Below are 15769 nucleotides of genomic sequence, written 5' to 3'. Positions count from 1 at the left end.
CAGCATCAGCCCCGCGGCACGCATGCCGGCCGACCGGCAGAGGAGGATCCATGCTGCTGACCGACGCGATCCGGGATGCGCGGCTGCGCGATCTCCCCGACTGGCGCTATGACGAGGAGGCGCGCGCGATCTGTCGTTCGCTGCGCTTCGGCGACTTCTCCGAGGCGTTCGCCTTCATGATCCGGGTCGCCCTCGCAGCCGAGAAGGCCAATCACCACCCGGACTGGTCGAACGTGTGGAACAGGGTCGAGATCGCGCTCACCACCCACGACGCCGGCGGCGTCACTGATCGCGACATTGCATTGGCCGCCACGATCGACGCCCTGCTGACGGGGCGCTCGGCGCAAGGCTGACTGGCGGCAGCGAAGGAGCCTTCTGGGAAGTTGCGCCGGCGGCGGCGCACTCGCTTGCCCTTTCCGCGCGGCCCCACTAGATGGCTGCCGTTCCAGAGCATGCGGAGCGGTGGCCGAGTGGTCGAAGGCGCTCGCCTGGAAAGTGAGTATACGGCAAAACCGTATCGAGGGTTCGAATCCCTCCCGCTCCGCCACTTCCTTGTCCCGCCCAGCCCCAAGCCGTCCCTCCGGCGCCGCAAACGATCCTGAAAACCTTGTTTCGCGCCGCTTTTGAGCGCATCGTCTCCCGATCATCGATCCACGCCGTCCCATCCCGTCCCGGCCCGAGCCGGGTACGCGCTGGGGTAGCTAGCCATCGACCGGGGTACGGATGCTCAAGGATCTCGAGTGCCGCCAGGCAAAGCCGCGCGACCGGGCATACAAGCTCGCCGACTCCGGCGGGCTCTTCCTGCACATCGCGCCGTCGGGACGGCGAACGTGGCGCTTCAGGTTCTGGATCGAAGGCAAGGAGCAGCTGCTGGTTCTCGGCACCTACCCCGACGTCGGGCTGACGCGGGCCCGCGACCTGCGGGACGGCGCGAGAGGGGAGATCCGTGCGGGCGGCGACCCCAGACGCAAGTCCGAGGTCCCCAAGGAGGCCGACCCGTCCTTGACCTTCGAGGCATTCGCGCGGCGGTGGCACGCTCTGCAGAAAAGCCGGTGGCGGCCCGTCCACGCGGACGACGTCCTGCACAGCATGGAGCGGGACCTGTTTCCAGCCATCGGACATCTCGACATCAACGCGGTTGAGGAGCCGGCTCTCCTCGCAGCGCTGCGCAAGGTCGAGGAGAGAGGTGCCATCGAGACGGCGCACCGGCTGCGGCAGCGGGCCGAACGCGTGTTCCGCTTCGCGCGGGCCTCGGGCTCGAAGAACGACAATCCTGCCGCGGTCGTGAGAGAGGCGCTTGCCAGACAGCCGAAGAAGCGGCGCTGGCCGGCCATCGTCGACATCGAGGAGCTCAGGCGCTTCGTGGCCCTGATCGACGGTGCAGGCGCCTCGCCGGTGACCCGCCTGGCGTCGCGCTTCCTCGCGCTGACGGCTCAGCGCCCCGGCATGGTGCGCGGGGCGGCGTGGCAGGAGATGCAGGGTATCGACTGGGAAGGATCCCGCGGTGGAGAGGACGATGCACGCTGGGTGGTCCCGGCGGAGCGGATGAAGCAGGAGATGGACCTCAGGGAGGACGAGGCGTTCGATCACGTCATTCCCCTGGCGCCGGCGGCGGTCGAGGTCCTGCGCACGGTCCGCGCACTGACCGGCGGGGGCCCGCTCATCTTCCCCTCGACCACCGACGCGGCCTCGCCGATCAGCGAGAACGCCATCGGCTACCTGTACAATCGCGAAGGCTACAAGGGTCGCCACGTGCCTCATGGCTGGCGCTCCAGCTTCTCGACGATCATGAACGAGCGTGTCGAGCGGCGGCACCCTGGCGAGGACCGCCTGATCATCGACCGCCTGATCATCGACCTCATGCTTGCGCACCGGCCGTCCGGCATGTCCTCGGCCGAGTTCCGCTACAACCGCTCAGCCTACATGCCCCGCCGCCGCGAGATCGCCTGCGACTGGGCTGCGCTTCTGCTCGAGGGGGCTGCGCCCGCTTCGCGGCTCCTCGAAGGCAGGCGCAGGCGTCGGGCCTGAACCGGCTGGCGGACTGCAGGACCGTTCGAACGGGACTGCAGCCGGACACCTGGCGATCGGGGAGAATGCTCGTCGGAGCGGCCGGCAGCCGACGTCCCGCAGAGGAGACAGGCCGATGGCGATCGAGGCTGTCCGGCCGAGTACCTGCAGCAAGCATCGGGCGGTGTTCAGTGCCGGCGGCGGTCCGTCAGCCATGCCTCGATCTCTTCGAGGCGCCACCTCGACATCGATTCGCCCATCGCAACGGGTCGAGGAAAGCCTGCCGCGGCGATCCGTCGATATAGCGTGTTCTTGGACCATCCCGTCATCTCAAGAACCTGCGTCCTCTTCAGGAGTCGCCCGGGAGCAGTTGCAAGGACCGAAGCCGGCGCCTGCGCCGGCGGTATCTCCGGCTCGGCGGAACCACCGGCGATCGGATAGCCGTCCACCGGCTCCCGACCGGCGGCCCACTCCTCCCACCAGGCGGAGAACACGCGTTCGTCCAAGAAGATCCAGTGGGTGGGGCGCGCCCCCGGATCGCTCCACCGCTCCGGGCACACGGCACTGGTGGCGAACCGCGCCACATAGTCGTCGAGTTCCCAGGAGGACGCCGGCATGCGCTCGGGCTCGCCGCCTCCGAACGGCCGGATCCAGCCCTCGAGCACCCCGTCGACGAGCAGCGCGCCGAGCCACCGCACGAGCGAGGCTATCGCGAGCCGGTCATCCGCATCGCCGGGCCGTTCGAATGCCGAAACGATGTCCTGACCATCGAGCCCGAACAGGTCCGTCGCCACGTATTCGAGAGCGTCCGCCAGCAGCAGCCGGCCGCCTGACGCAGGCCGCTCCGAGCGTCGATAGATCTCCCAAGGCACCGGCGCGGTCATGGCTTCGTATAGCTTGTTCGTCTTCGAGGAGGAGTCCCTCCGTCACGAAGAAAGCGCGCCAATGTTGCGAACCCGACGCGGCACGTGTTGGCTCCCCCTCGAGCCGGCGATAAGCTGACCTCATGTCACAGATGCCACTGGATCAACTCACCGAAGCACAGCGCGAATGTCTCCGGCTTGTCCTCAGCCACCACAACTCGAAGGAGATTGCCGCAAAGCTTGGAGTGTCACCCTCCGCCGTCGACAAGCGGATCGAAAGAGCGGTCCAGATCCTCCGCGCACCCTCCCGCTTCGCAGCCGCTCGCGCGCTCGCTGAGCATGAGGGCGGGGGTGCCGCGTCCGAACGGCTGCCATCCGAACCAATCGACGTTCCCAACGAGCAGGAGACCGCCTCCACTCGAGCACAGGACGAGCCGCGGTGGCTGGTCCGGCGACTGCTGGGTCTTCCCCCCGGTCGCCTGGGATGGCGGCAGGGCTCGCAACGAACTCACGAAGCTGGAGCGGATCGGGGTCATCATAGGACTTGTCTTCATCATCGCCGTGTCGTCCATGGCGCTGCTGAACATGGGTCAGACGATCCCCGGCTTCCTGGCTCATGATGCTCAGTCCTCCCGCCGGTGAGAAGCGGCGTCGCCGCGAGGGAACGGATCATAATGCTCAAGAACAGGCTTCGCGCGGCTGAACTCGTCGCACAGGACTTCCTCAAACTCGAGAATGCCGCCGACGAGGCTGCGACCCTTGCTGCCACGTGCATGACGACCATGCTCCAGCAACGCGCCGAGGCGAACCTGCCGGTCGCCACCGGCGTCGAGGCGCTGCAACTGATAGCTGACGCCGCCCAGGACCTCGTCAAGGCCCGGCAGCGCATCGTGGAGGCTCATGGCGCGCTGGTCAGCGTCAGGAGCGGCATCGGCCTTCGCGCATATCGCGATGAGTCAGAATGCCCCGACATGGCCGGCTCAGCCATGAATCCGACGCGCCTCGCCGTCGTCGCCTGAGCGCGCGGAGCCGAAGAGCGGCATGGAACGGGTGATCCTCTTCAATGTGCTCCAACTGGCCGTGTCGTCATACGCCATGGTCAGAGGCGGAGCTCCGGAGAGGATCGTCGGTCTATCGCTCCTCATCGCCCCCGGAAGCACGAGGCTCCTGCAGCAGGACTTCACCTCGCGCTTCATCGGCGTCGAAGTCGGCGTTCTCGTCGTCGACGTAATCCTGCTCACCGTGCTTCTGGCCGTGGCGCTCAACGCCGATCGGTTCTGGCCCCTATGGCTGGCCGCCTTCCAGCTTTTCGGGACCGGCGCACACCTGGTTCGAGCCCTCGACGCACACGTGGAGCGGGTTGCATACGCCATCCTGATGGCGGGTTGGAGCTATCCGATGATCCTGATCCTCGCCGTCGGCACCTGGCGGCACGTCAGGCGAGCTCGCGCCGGCGCCGATCCCGATTGGAGCCCTCGACGACCCTGCGCGTCGCTGCACTGACCCATGTCCGAAGATCCGCCGCAAAAGGGCGGGAGGCGACGAGGGGCGGCCTCCCCCAGTCGGAGAGCAATGTCGGCCGCCCCGCACCGCGCCGTCCATCCACTGCCCGCGAGCGATGAGGCTCTCGCTCAGGCCCGTTGGATATACGCCCTCAACGCGCGCCGCATGGAAATCCTGGGCGCCGAACTGTGTGTGGACCCAGCCTGGAACATGCTTCTCGACCTCTTCATATCAGCAGGCCAGGGAAGGGAGCTGAGTGTCTCGGCGGCATGCATCGGCTCACTGGCATCGTACTCGACCGCAATGCGATACGTGAACCTGCTGGTTGACGTCGGGCTGGTGGAGCGTAAGCCAGACGCCAGCGACCGGCGGCGCAGCTACCTTTCCCTCACCGATTCAGGCAGGGCGGCCATGGCCAAGCTGCTGGCTTGCCCGGCCGCCCACGGATCATAACGCCAAGCCCCTCCTCCTGAGCCCGCCTCAGGAGACAGCTGCGGCACGCCCGTGGCGATCACTCGCCGGGTGACCTGATCATGTCGAAGAGACGGCCCACTTCGGCTCCGTCGCATCCAAGTGCCAGGAGGGATCGCAGGAGGAAGCCTGCGCCGAACGTGCCTCTGCTGAGCTTGTTGCGCAGGCTCGCCGCGGTCACGTCCTCACCCTCCTGGGAGAGTGACCTCGCCAGGTCGCAGACGCGAACACCACGCCGCGCCATCTCGATGCGGAGCATGCGAGCAGCCTGCTTCTCCCATTTGCGCATCTCCGACATCAGCCACGTTGTACCAAATTTGTTGCAAAAATCTCATATATGAGACATTCCGACTTGGTAACCGGTTCGGTGGCAGCTTGCTAGGGCTCGCAGCCGCTTCCGGTGCGACGTTATCCGCTCTAAGGCTGCGCACATGAAGGAGTCGGAAGTTTGACAACGCAGGCGCAGGTTCTGGCGCTCGTGCGCTCGTTCAGCGAGCGCGACGATGCCCGCTTTCAGAGCGTTGCCCTGCAGCTTGCGTCCGAAGCCGCGCAGCGCGGGCAGCGCAAACTCGCGGACGAGATCCGACTGCTGATCCAGGACGCGCGCGAGCGCGCTGACCAGGCTGCGCAGGTTCGTGGCGGTCCCATTCCAGTCGTGCGTCCGAAGGGGGAGCTCGCAGGTCTCGTCGCAGCGAGCTATCCCCACACTCGCCTCCAGAACATGGTCCTGAAGGAGGACACCCTGGGGAAGCTGCGCGGGATCGTAGAGGAGCACAGGCATCGCCAGAAGCTGGCCGCCCACGGTCTCAAGCCGCGGCGAAAGTTCCTCCTGGTCGGACCTCCGGGAACCGGGAAGACGCTCACCGCGTCAGCCCTTGCCGGAGAACTATCGCTCCCGCTCTTCACGATCCTCCTCGACGGCATCATCACGAAGTTCATGGGTGAGACGTCGTCGAAGATCCGCCTCGTCTTCGATGCGATGCGAAGCACTCGCGGCGTGTACTTCTTCGATGAGGTGGATGCGCTGGCGAGCAGGAGGATGATCGGGAACGATGTCGGCGAGGCTCGCCGCACGTTGAATTCGATCCTGCAGATGCTGGACGAGGACGACGGTGACTCCCTGATCATAGCCGCAACGAACCACGCCGAGCTGCTCGATCCCGCCGTGTTCCGCCGGTTCGACAGCTACATCGAGTACGACCTGCTGCCCCGCGACCGCATCCGCGAAGTGTTCCTGAAGGCCCTCGTCCCGTTCGAGCTCGCCTCGGTATCCTGGGATGCCGTGGAGGAAGCCGCTGCGGGCATGAGCCAGGCCGAGATGATCCGGGCCGCGGAAGATGCCGCCAGAACGGCCGTGCTCGGCAACGACGCCATCGTGACCACCAGCATCCTGCTCTCCGCCGTTCAGGCACGGCGATCAGAATCGCATCGGACTCGAGAGTGATTTAGCGAGCGAAATCGCAACGCCTACGCTACGCCCTTAGCATGCCTGTCGAACGCCCACACCTCATCGTCGAATCCGTCGGTCCGCGCTATGACTTCTCCCTTCGCGGCGGAGGAGGCGGGACGCCGAGCCATCCTCCCGTCGTCGCCAACCGTACGGCGAACGCAAGTCGCGTCGTCCGCAGCGTGAGCGGGCTCGTCACCGCGGCACGCAGAGGCGACGATCCTCTCATCGATCCGGATCGGATCCCGATGACCGCACGAGCCGGCACGGAGTGGGGCATCAGCGCCTCCGTCCCCGGCCCCAGGAGGAACGAGGTCCTGTCGGTCGTCGGGTTCGATCGCACGGCTCGCGTGAACGTCGCTCTGGATCCGAGCAGCCTGGAGCAGTTCGAGGCCGCGGCGCAGAGATACCGCGACTTCGCACCCGGCAAGGGCAGGCGGCGCCCCCACCATTTCGACTTCTTCGAGGCTCAGCCTACGGTCGAGTTCACCACCGTCTCGGATCTCTGGGCCTCCAAGCTGCCGATCCCCGACATGGACGACGAGGCGGCTTGGGAGGTCTGGCTCCCGCCAGCCGCTGAACCGCGGCTGAGGGAAGTCCTCGAGACGCTGGGACTGCGGGCGCGTCGCTCCGTCGCGTTCGAACGGATGAGGGTGCTGGCGCTGGAGGCGCCCAGGCGTGAACTGGAGCGCGTGGCCAAGAGCGCGGCGATCGCACAGCTGCGTCCGGCCTCGTCCCTGAATTCAGACCTGATGGCCGTACCCTCCGGAATCCAGGCGGCGGCCGTGATGGCAGCCGCGCGCCGCATCGATGCTGCCGATGACGATGCCCCGGCGGTCTGCATCCTCGATACCGGCGTCATGCAGAACCATCCGCTGCTCGCAGACTCCATCCGCTTCGCGGACAGCGTGCCCGGCGGCGACGCCGACGATTGGCATGGCCACGGCACGAAGATGGCCGGACTGGCGCTGTTCGACGATCTGGCCGGGGCCCTCCAGGTCAGAAGAGGGCGCATCACTCTGCCGATCGGCATCGAATCGGTGACGATCGATCCGGCTCCGGGAGCAGTCGGCGTCGCGACGCTGCCGGCGGAGCGCCTCCGCCAAGGCGTCAACCTGGTCGAGGAGGAGAATGGCGATCGGCTCCGGACCTACTGCCTGGCGATGAATGCACCGGAGGAGACGGATGACGGCGGCCCTTCAAGCCTCTCGTGCGAGATCGATACCCTCGCCTCGGATGTGAGCGGCCAGCGCCTCTTCTGCGTCGCGGCCGGAAATCTCGACGGCGCGCTCGCGCACTCGGACTATCAGTCTCTCAACGAAGTGACCGGGATGCTGACCCCGTCCCAGGCCTGGAACGTGCTCTCAGTGGGGGCGTGCACGGACCTCGTCGGCGTCCCGGCGACGCATCGTCCGCTGGCGCCCGAGGGCGACTTGTCGCCGTGGTCACGTACCGCCGTGAACTGGGAACGGAGGCACCGTCCGCCGGTGAAGCCGGACGTCGTCTTCGAAGGCGGCAATCAGATGGTTGATCGGGCCAGCTCCGATGTCGGCCATCACCCCGACCTGTGCCTCCTGACTACCGCGCCCGATCTCAACGCCCCGGTGACGCTTACCGGACAGACGAGCGGCGCCACCGCCGCCATGGCCGGCCTGTGCGCGCGCATCCAGGCGGAATACCCCCGTCTCTGGCCGGAGACGGTTCGTGCGCTGGTGGTGCACGGGAGCGATCATACGCCCGCGATGATCGCCCGAGCCAATGCCGCGGCCGCGCGCCGCGGGAGCCAGCAGCAGGCTCTGCTCGAGCGCTTCGGCTTCGGACGGCCGGACCGGGCTGCGGTCCTCGAGAACGCAGAGGACGCGCTCACGATGATCATGCAGGGATGGCTCCGGCCGCTGCGCCTGAACGACGACGGCAAAGCGGCAGTGCTCGGCCAGATGAGGGCTCACCGTCTCCCGTGGCCCGAGGAGGTGCTCGAGGATCTCGGTCAAACGGAAGCGGAACTGCGGATCACGCTCTCCTACTTCATCGAGCCGAATCCCGCAGCCGTCGTGCGGGGCGATGCCGAGGAGTACGCCTCACACGGCTTCGACTTCGACGTGAAGCGGCCCGACGAGTCGGAGGAGCAGGCGATCGCGCGCCTCAACGACCTGCGTCCGGCGCGTCGGCCCTCGAGCGCTGCGGCACTGCCCTGGATGTTCGGGCCGCGTTATCGCGGACGGGGTGGGCTCAAACACGATCGCCTCCGGACCACCGCGGCCGATCTGGCCCGGATGGGTGGGATCATCGTCTTTCCGCGCAAGGGCTGGTGGGGCGACGACGTCGAACGCATAGACCAGCAGGCCAGGTACTCCCTGGTCGTGACGATCCGTACTCCGGAGGAGGAGATCTACACTCAGATCGCCGCAGAGATCGAGGCGGGCATCGAGGTCTGATCAGCGATCCATGCAACGTATGACCGTGGCGGAGCGCGCCTTGCGAGGCTCCCAGCGGCGACCTTCCTCGAAGATGATCTGATACGTTCCGGGGCATTCGCACCTGAACTGCTCGGTCACCTGAGGTGCGCCTCCGAAGTTCGTGGAGGGGTCGCGCATCACACCGATCCGCCGCACGCCGGCGGGCACCTCGATGCTGACGGCAAAGCCCGAGGTCTCGCGGCCCGGCCGGGTGACGCCGAAGACCTCTCCGACCGTCACCTCAAGCGCTCCATCCGGGGTCGTCGTCTTCAAGACCGCCTCCTACGGTGATCCCGTCTCGATGGAGAAGAACAGGAATTCATCGTCCAGTCCACACTCGCCATAGGCGATCCTGAAGAAGCCCATCTCCCCGAAATCCGGTCCCCAGCTGTTCTTTACGATCCAGCCCTCCTCATCGTAGCCGACGACGCAAACGGCATGGTTGCCGACGTGATCTCCGAGAACGTGTCGGTAGACGCCGCCCGAATACGCGAGGAAATCCTCGAACACCTTCATGCCTGCGAGCACGGGTCCGTGGGACACAGCCCACTTGCGGTCTTTCATGGACGCTCTCTGCCGGTACGAGCGGATGAGCACGGCAGGAGCGATGTCGATGCATTCCTCGGTCGACGTCCAGGCAAAGTCCGCCTCCAGACCCACGCCGTTGCGGGCAGCCGACAGGCCGCTGGTCAACCCCCAGCCGGTAGCGCACGAGCCGCCATTGCAGTGGAACAGGTGTGCCTCCGAAAGAACGACCTTCCTGCCGGTCGCAATGCAGTGGACGCTCTCCATCGCCGCGCAGGTGGCGAACGCGACGCATGCGCCACATTGACCCTGATCCTTCGCCGGAGACACGCAGCCGCTCGCATCGTCGCGCCAGTCGACGCTGGGCGGCGGCGTCGCCGCGAGTTCCCCCATCACGTCAAGATCAGCCGCCTTGAGACGGATCGCGTCGTCGAGGCGGAGACCGAACAGATTGGCGTCGATCGATCCTGCCTGGGCGCCGCGCCGATAGGCAGCCGTCTCAGCAGGCTGCCATGTCCCCGGCGCGCGCTCTTCGATCGCACGCCTGATCTCATCAATGGTAAGAATCGCGGATCTCCTCTTGGACGGTGCAACGAGTGACTTCGCAGAGTTCGGCGCGCGCGTCCCGGCCTTAAACAGCGGTTTTGGCAGCAATCCCATCGCTGGGACATGTTCGAGTCACCAAGCTCGCGTTCCGCGACGAAGAGGTTCGCCCCCGCGCGCCCTTCGCCTGAGACGAGATCCCGTCCGATCGATCACTCCGCGGCCTCCGCATCCGCCTCCTCTTCGATCTCGCCAGCCACGAGGCCCAGAAGGGCGGGTCCCTCGGATGCATCCAGCGTCTCAACCTCCCGCAGCTGCCGCGTTACGGCTCGGGTGCGGCGGCCGGCTTCGTCGACGGTGCGCTTGGCGGTGTCGAGCTGCTTGCCGAGTCTCTCCCACACCTGACCGTACTTCAGGAACTCCGCCTTCGCTGCGCCGAGCACCTGCCACACCTCGCTCGAGCGCTTCTCGATCGCCAGGGTGCGGAAGCCCATCTGGAGGCTGGTCAGCAGGGCTGCCAGCGTCGTGGGCCCCTGCACCATGACGCGGTGCTTGGTCTGCAGCTCGCTGGCAAGGCCGGGGCGACGGATCACCTCCGCGAAGAGCCCTTCGGTGGGGAGGTACATGATCGCGAAGTCCGTCGAGAGCGGAGGATGCACATACTTCTCGCAAATCGTCTTCGCCTGGAGGCGGATGGCGCGCTCGAGGGCCACCGCGGCCTTCTCGACCTCCTCGGCGACGCCGGCGTCCTGGGCGACGAGCAGACGCTCGTAGTCCTCGTGCGGAAACTTCGCGTCTATGGGGAGCCACAGGGGGATGTCGTCGCCGGAGCGCCCGGGGAGGCGCACCGCATATTCGACGACCTCTCCGGATTCTGGACGGATCCTGACGTTGGTGGCGAACTGGTCACGAGTGAGCATGTCGTCGAGCAGCATGCCGAGCTGGACTTCGCCCCAGCCGCCGCGTGATTTAACGTTGCCGAGCACCCGCTTGAGGTCTCCCACGCCGGTGGCGAGGTTCTGCATCTCGCCAAGCCCCTTGTGCACCTGCTCCAGCCGGTCGCTCACCAGCTGGAATGATTCGCCGAGCCGCTTCTCGAGGGTGCCCTGCAGCTTCTCCTCGACCGTCGCGCGCATCTTCTCGAGCTTGTCGGCATTGTCGGTGCGAAGGGTCTCCAGGCCGCCGGCCACGGTCTGGCGCAGCGCCTCCTGCCGCGTCTCGTTGCTCTCCGTGAGCTGGGCGATCTTCGCCGTGACGCCATCCAGAGCTGCACGCTGCTCGTCGCGCGCCTCCCTCTGCCCAGCGAGCAGCCGCTCGGAGAGACTGCCAACCGCCTCGTTGGTCTCCTTGAGCCGCTCCGACTGCGAACTCGAAACCGCCTCAAGCGTCGTGCGCTGCTCCTGCCGCGCCTCACGCTGAGCCTCGAGTAGCCGCTCGGACAGGCTGCGGACCGCGTCGTTGGTCTCCTTCAAGCGCTCGCTCTGCGATGCCGCGAACCCGTCCGCGTTGCGCCGCATGGACTCCTCGAGCTTCGCGCGCCCGTCGGCTGCCTCGGAGCGCATCGAGGAAAGCTGCTCGTTCTGAACCTTTCCGAACTCGCCCAGCCGCGATTCAACGGCGGAGAAGCGCCCCTCGAGCGCCTCGATCTGCGACGCGAACATCGCCCGCAGCTCCTCGCGGCCGGTACGCGCCTCCTCCCGGAACGTGCCGGGCAGCGAACTGGCGATCTGCTCGATCACGCCGATGCGCAGGGACAGATCGGCGGGGACTGCGGCCGGACGCCCCATCTTCCGAAGGATCAGCACCCCGATTACCACCGCGACGAGCGCCAGCGCCAGCGCTGCGTAGACTGCGATTTCCATTTGCAACTCCTCTCCGGAAACGGAGCGACGGCCCCGTAAGGTCAGTCCTCGCGTACGGTGGTATGCGGGCTGGCCTTGCCGTGCTTCGTAGTTACATACCGCCCGCTGATGGCGCTTCGGTAGTGGGCACCCGAACTGCCACTCCTTCCTGGCGCCTCCTGTACCGTCGTGCGGGGTGCGAGCGTCCATGGTTCGGGCTCACGTACCGCCCGGTGCTTGCACTCCTGAAGCTGCCAGGCTTTGCCATGCCCACTTCTCCTTCGCTCTGCCGCCGGGCGGCTTCGGATCGAATACCGGTCCCAGGAGGACCGCAGGATCGAGGATGCGGCACGAGGGTGACAGAAGCTGTCTGGCCGAAGAGGGCCCCCACTCATGCCGCTCCTGGGCCGCTCAGGCCGCTAGCCCCTGCAACATCGACGGAGCGATCGCGGCGGAAGTCTCGAAGAAGAGCACCTCGTCGCAAGAGAGGCGCACGAGCTGCCTTGGCTGAAGCCTGAACCGCTCGCCGGCGCGCACCTGCCACAGATGCAGGTGGGCTGGGCGATCGGCCTTGGTGAGTAGCGACGTGGTGTCGATAACCTCGGCATCGATGGCCAGCAGTTGTCCGTCGACGTCAACGATGTGGCGCAGGCCGATATCCCAGTAAGCCATCTCAGCGAATCTCCATTGGTTCGGTCCAGCAGGATTCGCACGCGGGGGCGTCAGAAGCTGTCACCCCCGTATTCGTGCAGCATGCACAGCGCGTTGACCAGTGACATCTCCTCGACCGTACGGCACGGCGTCTCGAGCAGAAGGGGGCTAGCAAAGACAATGGCCGCAACCTGGGCGCGGGAGACGGCCACGTTGATCCGGTTCAGCGAGAAGAGGAATGCGATGTCGCGCGGGAGCTCCTCGCCGCTCGAGGTCGTCATGGAGACCAGGCAGACCGGCGCCTCCTGGCCCTGGAAGCGATCGACGGTCCCGACGCGCACATCCCTTGGGAGCGCGGCCCGAAGCGCATTCACCTGGGCGTTGTAGGGGGCGACGACCAGGATGTCAGAGTGGGCGACCTCGCGTTCCCGCCCCTCCCGGCAGCAGTACCTGGCGCCCACGATCTCGGAGATGCGAAACGAGATGGCCTCGATCTCCTCCGGGCTCACCTGCGATCGTCCGAAGTGGACGATCGACCGCAACCCCGCTCCGGCAAGATCAGCGCCACCGCGTGAGACGAGCGTCTGACGTCCCGAAGCCTCGTCGCTTCCGAGGCGCCCTTCGTAGACGGCCGTCGAGATGTAGCCGCAGACGCGCGGATGCATGCGACGGCTTACGGGAATGAAGATGCCGCGATCGGCGGGAACGACGCGGTGGCCGTCGATAAGGTACTCCAGGCATGATCGCCCGCTCTCGCCGGGATGACTGCCCTGCAGAGGCTGAGGAAGCTGCATCGGATCGCCAACCAGCACGATGTTGAGCGCACAGCGCGACATCGCGAGAATGTTGGCGATCGACACCTGTCCGGCCTCGTCCACAACCAGATAGTCGAAGGCGGGGGCATCGTATCTTGCAAAGTGCCAGGCCGTGGCACCGACGACGTGAGCGGCGGCGATCTCCGGGGCTTCGTTGTCGCTGACGAAGACGATACCCGGATGCGGCTCGTCATCACCGTCGTCGGACGCCTTCTGGACTACGCGGCAGTTCACGCGTTCGAAGCGAGCGCGCTCTGCGACCGCCTCCAGCAGGTTCCCAATCGCCTTGTGACTGTTGGACGAGACCCCGATGCGTTTTCCGGCGCGCACCAGATCGACGATCGAAAGCGCGCTGACGTAGGTCTTGCCCGTCCCCGGTGGCCCCTGGATCGCCAGCGTCGTCCCGGTCATGGCCGAGATGGCGCGGCTCGTGTCGGCTGGTAGATCGCCATCCACGGGAATGATGCCGTCGGGCCGCACCCCGTCAGTGAAGACAGGCGGAGATCTCGTAAGCAGGTGCTCGACCGCGGCCATCCGACCGGTGTCGGCGATGATCTCGTCGGTAACAGCGACCACCGCGTTTCGCAGAATGTCGTTTCGAAGGGGCCTTGGCGGAAGAAGATCGAGCCGGTCCGGCAGGGGGCCCTTCGCCGTCGAGCGGCGCAGCACGAGCGTGCTCGAGTCCTGATCGATGGAGCGGAGATTGACGTCCTCCGGCATCGCCGCCGGCTTCACGCAAGGGGTCTTGCCTGCGCGGAGCTTCGTCTCCTGCGGCGGGAAGCGGTAGGTGCGTTCGAAGGACTGCCTGGTTACCTGCACGGGAGGAGCCACGGCCTCGAGCCCCTGGATGCACTCCAGGTCATCAAGCAGCTCCTCGCTGTCCTGGGCGAGGCGGTCGAAGATGGCCCAGTAGGCGGGCTTGTCCTCTCGCCTGTGGAACTCGCTGAGATCGAGGAGCAGGTCAGCCACGCCGTCGCCCAGCCGCTCGCGCACCGGCTCGAGCCTGGCGCGCAGCCTGGCGATCTCTTCGTCCTCGGCTTCGACGTTCGAGAGTGATCCGCCTTCCGGTACCTCACCAATAACGGGCCACGGCATTTCCACGGGGCGGACCTCCTGAACGAGCCAGTCGCGAAGCAGCTGCGTCGAGATGCAGTCCGTGCGGTTGTAGTCCTGGATCTCGTCGAGGAGGCGCTGCTCTCCCGTATGACGCCAGTCCTCGTAGAACACGACGCTCGCTCCCGCGGTCGCCACGTCGGCGGCACGCTTCTCCATGTAGAAGGCTTCGAGGTCCTTGATCGAGTACCCCTTCTCCGACGCGATCAATCCACCGGAGACGACCTTGAAAAGATCCACGAAGCGGCGCTCGCGCTGGAGCTGGTCCATCGCGGCCTCGCCTGTTCGATGCTGCGCGGTCAGGCGGCGCAGCGCGGCGATCTCGTAGTTGGCATAGTGGTAGATGCGCGCGGCCGGATAGCGTCGCATGCGATCGACGAGGAAGTCGAGCAGTTCCGAGGTGGCGCGACCTTCATCCTCGCGGGTGTGGGCCCAGAAAGCCCGGAAGGTCCATTCGCCGGCGTCACGATACCACAGGCCGTGGAGGTATTCGAGGCCACCGGGGAAGTAGGGATCGCCTTCGATGTCGTAGAAGATATCGCCCTCGTCGGGCGCAGGAAGCAGGCCGAAGCCCTTGCCGGCCTCCTCGTCGCGCAGCTCGAACGACGGGGGAGCGCCCGCACGGCGGGCCGATTGCAAGCGCGCCTGCGCCACCAGTCGCCGCTGCGTCTCCGAAGCCATCCTGGGAACGCGCTCGCTCCGGGCGGCCAGTCCAGCCATCGTCGTGACGCCGGCCGCCTCGAGCTTCTGCCGCTGGGACCTACTGATGCCAGCCACCAGCGCAAGGCTGTCCTCTCGCTCCCATTGCTCCGCGCAGCTGGCCGACCAGCGGCACAGCCCGCAGCCGGACACCGGCTCCGGCCGCGTGCCGGGACGTTCGATCAGGAAGGCCTCCAGCATGCGCCGCGCGTGCCGCGCGTAGGAGGACACCTCGGACAGCCGCACGGTGAAGCGGCTGCCGTCACCCAGTTGCAGATGGGCCGCTTCCGGCGCGACGCCCTGAACCTTGGCGAGCAGGTCGCTGTAGAGACAGAGCTGGAGGACGTGCTTGGGGTCCGGCTTGCGCTTCAGCTTCGTGTCGACGACCTCGTACGACCACCCCCCGAGGTTGGAGGGGCGCTCCACCCGCTCGAGGAAATCCGAGTAGCCGCCCCAGGCGCCATCGAGCAGCGCGCCCTGGAAGATCACGTCAGGTCCCAATGCCATGGCTTCCCGCGTCAGGCGCACCGACTCCTCAAGCGCGATGCCCTCCTTCGCGATCTCGACGACCGTGCGGCCTTCCGCCTTCAGCCCCTCGAGGAACGCGAGCTCATGCTCGTCACCCTGTCGCTGAAGCAGCTCGGTCTCCGCAGCGTCCGCGCGGGGCTGAACGTCCCCGACTTCGATCAGCCTCAGGTCCAAGGTCGTCGCATGCCGACACCCCTTGAACCGCATCAGATCCGACGCACTCAGCCGCCACGCGTCGCCAATCAAGCGCATGCACAATCCCCTTTCGTTCGCTATAGCAGATCAGGACGACAAAAGCTGTCATGGA

At 66.6% G+C, this 15769-nt stretch carries 15 protein-coding genes and 1 tRNA gene; 9 read left to right on the top strand and 7 right to left on the bottom strand.

The features are described 5' to 3' along the window. Positions 1-50 precede the first annotated feature (50 nt). The 3 genes from E2493_RS03010 (at position 51) to E2493_RS03000 (ending at position 2028) form a co-directional block, all read left to right on the top strand. Positions 51-353, top strand: coding sequence for a 4a-hydroxytetrahydrobiopterin dehydratase (locus tag E2493_RS03010; RefSeq protein WP_135083569.1), 303 nt, complete (start codon positions 51-53; stop codon positions 351-353). Between the two features lie 103 nt (positions 354-456). Then, positions 457-547 (top strand) — tRNA-Ser (locus E2493_RS03005). A 176-nt stretch (positions 548-723) separates the two neighbouring features. Next, positions 724-2028, top strand: coding sequence for a tyrosine-type recombinase/integrase (locus tag E2493_RS03000; RefSeq protein WP_135083567.1), 1305 nt, complete (start codon positions 724-726; stop codon positions 2026-2028). A 167-nt stretch (positions 2029-2195) separates the two neighbouring features. Here the strand turns inward: E2493_RS03000 and E2493_RS02995 are convergent, their stop codons facing one another. Further along, positions 2196-2891, bottom strand: a complete 696-nt coding sequence (locus E2493_RS02995) for a helix-turn-helix transcriptional regulator (RefSeq protein ID WP_135083565.1) — start codon at positions 2889-2891, stop codon at positions 2196-2198. 122 nt (positions 2892-3013) lie between these two features. Here E2493_RS02995 and E2493_RS22210 point away from each other — a divergent pair, with 122 nt between their 5' ends. The 4 genes from E2493_RS22210 (at position 3014) to E2493_RS21005 (ending at position 4826) form a co-directional block, all read left to right on the top strand. Continuing rightward, a complete protein-coding gene (locus tag E2493_RS22210) occupies positions 3014-3490 on the top strand; it encodes a sigma factor-like helix-turn-helix DNA-binding protein (RefSeq protein WP_135083563.1) in 477 nt (158 codons plus the stop codon). A gap of 54 nt (positions 3491-3544) precedes the next feature. Beyond that, positions 3545-3889: a hypothetical protein gene (locus E2493_RS02985; protein ID WP_135083561.1), complete on the top strand. Its 345-nt coding sequence runs from the start codon at positions 3545-3547 to the stop codon at positions 3887-3889. A gap of 22 nt (positions 3890-3911) precedes the next feature. Continuing rightward, positions 3912-4373, top strand: coding sequence for a hypothetical protein (locus tag E2493_RS02980; RefSeq protein ID WP_135083560.1), 462 nt, complete (start codon positions 3912-3914; stop codon positions 4371-4373). A gap of 165 nt (positions 4374-4538) precedes the next feature. Beyond that, the gene (locus E2493_RS21005) at positions 4539-4826 is read left to right on the top strand and encodes a MarR family transcriptional regulator (RefSeq protein ID WP_167737355.1); all 288 of its coding nucleotides are present in this window, start codon (positions 4539-4541) and stop codon (positions 4824-4826) included. Positions 4827-4884: 58 nt separating this feature from the next. Here E2493_RS21005 and E2493_RS02970 read toward each other — a convergent pair whose 3' ends face one another. Then, entirely contained in the window at positions 4885-5142 is a 258-nt protein-coding gene (locus E2493_RS02970; protein ID WP_225421111.1) for a DUF6471 domain-containing protein, read from the bottom strand. A gap of 150 nt (positions 5143-5292) precedes the next feature. Here E2493_RS02970 and E2493_RS02965 point away from each other — a divergent pair, with 150 nt between their 5' ends. After that, complete coding sequence (locus tag E2493_RS02965) at positions 5293-6288, top strand: AAA family ATPase (protein WP_135083555.1); 996 nt, start codon at positions 5293-5295, stop codon at positions 6286-6288. 41 nt (positions 6289-6329) lie between these two features. After that, positions 6330-8726, top strand: a complete 2397-nt coding sequence (locus E2493_RS02960; protein WP_135083553.1) for a S8 family peptidase — start codon at positions 6330-6332, stop codon at positions 8724-8726. On the opposite strand, the gene E2493_RS02955 is transcribed toward E2493_RS02960, so the two are convergent. The 5 genes from E2493_RS02955 to E2493_RS02930 all read right to left on the bottom strand — a co-directional run bounded on the left by E2493_RS02955 (position 8727) and on the right by E2493_RS02930 (position 15714). Beyond that, a complete protein-coding gene (locus tag E2493_RS02955; RefSeq protein ID WP_135083551.1) occupies positions 8727-9020 on the bottom strand; it encodes a protease inhibitor I42 family protein in 294 nt (97 codons plus the stop codon). Positions 9021-9029: 9 nt separating this feature from the next. Then, on the bottom strand, positions 9030-9932 hold the full coding sequence (locus tag E2493_RS02950) for a C1 family peptidase (protein WP_135083549.1): 903 nt from the start codon (positions 9930-9932) through the stop codon (positions 9030-9032). Between the two features lie 95 nt (positions 9933-10027). Then, positions 10028-11866: a DNA recombination protein RmuC gene (gene rmuC / locus E2493_RS02945; RefSeq protein ID WP_225421110.1), complete on the bottom strand. Its 1839-nt coding sequence runs from the start codon at positions 11864-11866 to the stop codon at positions 10028-10030. A 201-nt stretch (positions 11867-12067) separates the two neighbouring features. After that, entirely contained in the window at positions 12068-12328 is a 261-nt protein-coding gene (locus E2493_RS02935; RefSeq protein WP_135083545.1) for a hypothetical protein, read from the bottom strand. Between the two features lie 50 nt (positions 12329-12378). Continuing rightward, positions 12379-15714: a TM0106 family RecB-like putative nuclease gene (locus E2493_RS02930; protein WP_135083543.1), complete on the bottom strand. Its 3336-nt coding sequence runs from the start codon at positions 15712-15714 to the stop codon at positions 12379-12381. Between the last annotated feature and the right edge of the window lie 55 nt (positions 15715-15769).

The organism is Sphingomonas parva (ex Maeng et al. 2020), from assembly GCF_004564275.1.
Lineage (GTDB): Bacteria > Pseudomonadota > Alphaproteobacteria > Sphingomonadales > Sphingomonadaceae > Allosphingosinicella > Allosphingosinicella parva.
This window is presented reverse-complemented; position numbering and strand designations above follow the sequence as displayed.

Excerpts from the sequence above, each read along its gene's own strand:
- E2493_RS03010 (WP_135083569.1), top strand. The coding sequence starts at position 51 with ATGCTGCTGACCGACGCGATCCGGGATGCGCGGCTGCGCGATCTCCCC.
- E2493_RS03000 (WP_135083567.1), top strand. The coding sequence starts at position 724 with ATGCTCAAGGATCTCGAGTGCCGCCAGGCAAAGCCGCGCGACCGGGCA.
- E2493_RS02995 (WP_135083565.1), bottom strand. The coding sequence starts at position 2,891 with ATGACCGCGCCGGTGCCTTGGGAGATCTATCGACGCTCGGAGCGGCCT.
- E2493_RS22210 (WP_135083563.1), top strand. The coding sequence starts at position 3,014 with ATGTCACAGATGCCACTGGATCAACTCACCGAAGCACAGCGCGAATGT.
- E2493_RS02985 (WP_135083561.1), top strand. The coding sequence starts at position 3,545 with ATGCTCAAGAACAGGCTTCGCGCGGCTGAACTCGTCGCACAGGACTTC.
- E2493_RS02980 (WP_135083560.1), top strand. The coding sequence starts at position 3,912 with ATGGAACGGGTGATCCTCTTCAATGTGCTCCAACTGGCCGTGTCGTCA.
- E2493_RS21005 (WP_167737355.1), top strand. The coding sequence starts at position 4,539 with ATGGAAATCCTGGGCGCCGAACTGTGTGTGGACCCAGCCTGGAACATG.
- E2493_RS02970 (WP_225421111.1), bottom strand. The coding sequence starts at position 5,142 with ATGTCGGAGATGCGCAAATGGGAGAAGCAGGCTGCTCGCATGCTCCGC.
- E2493_RS02960 (WP_135083553.1), top strand. The coding sequence starts at position 6,330 with ATGCCTGTCGAACGCCCACACCTCATCGTCGAATCCGTCGGTCCGCGC.
- E2493_RS02950 (WP_135083549.1), bottom strand. The coding sequence starts at position 9,932 with ATGGGATTGCTGCCAAAACCGCTGTTTAAGGCCGGGACGCGCGCGCCG.
- rmuC (WP_225421110.1), bottom strand. The coding sequence starts at position 11,866 with ATGGACGCTCGCACCCCGCACGACGGTACAGGAGGCGCCAGGAAGGAG.
- E2493_RS02935 (WP_135083545.1), bottom strand. The coding sequence starts at position 12,328 with ATGGCTTACTGGGATATCGGCCTGCGCCACATCGTTGACGTCGACGGA.
- E2493_RS02930 (WP_135083543.1), bottom strand. The coding sequence starts at position 15,714 with ATGCGCTTGATTGGCGACGCGTGGCGGCTGAGTGCGTCGGATCTGATG.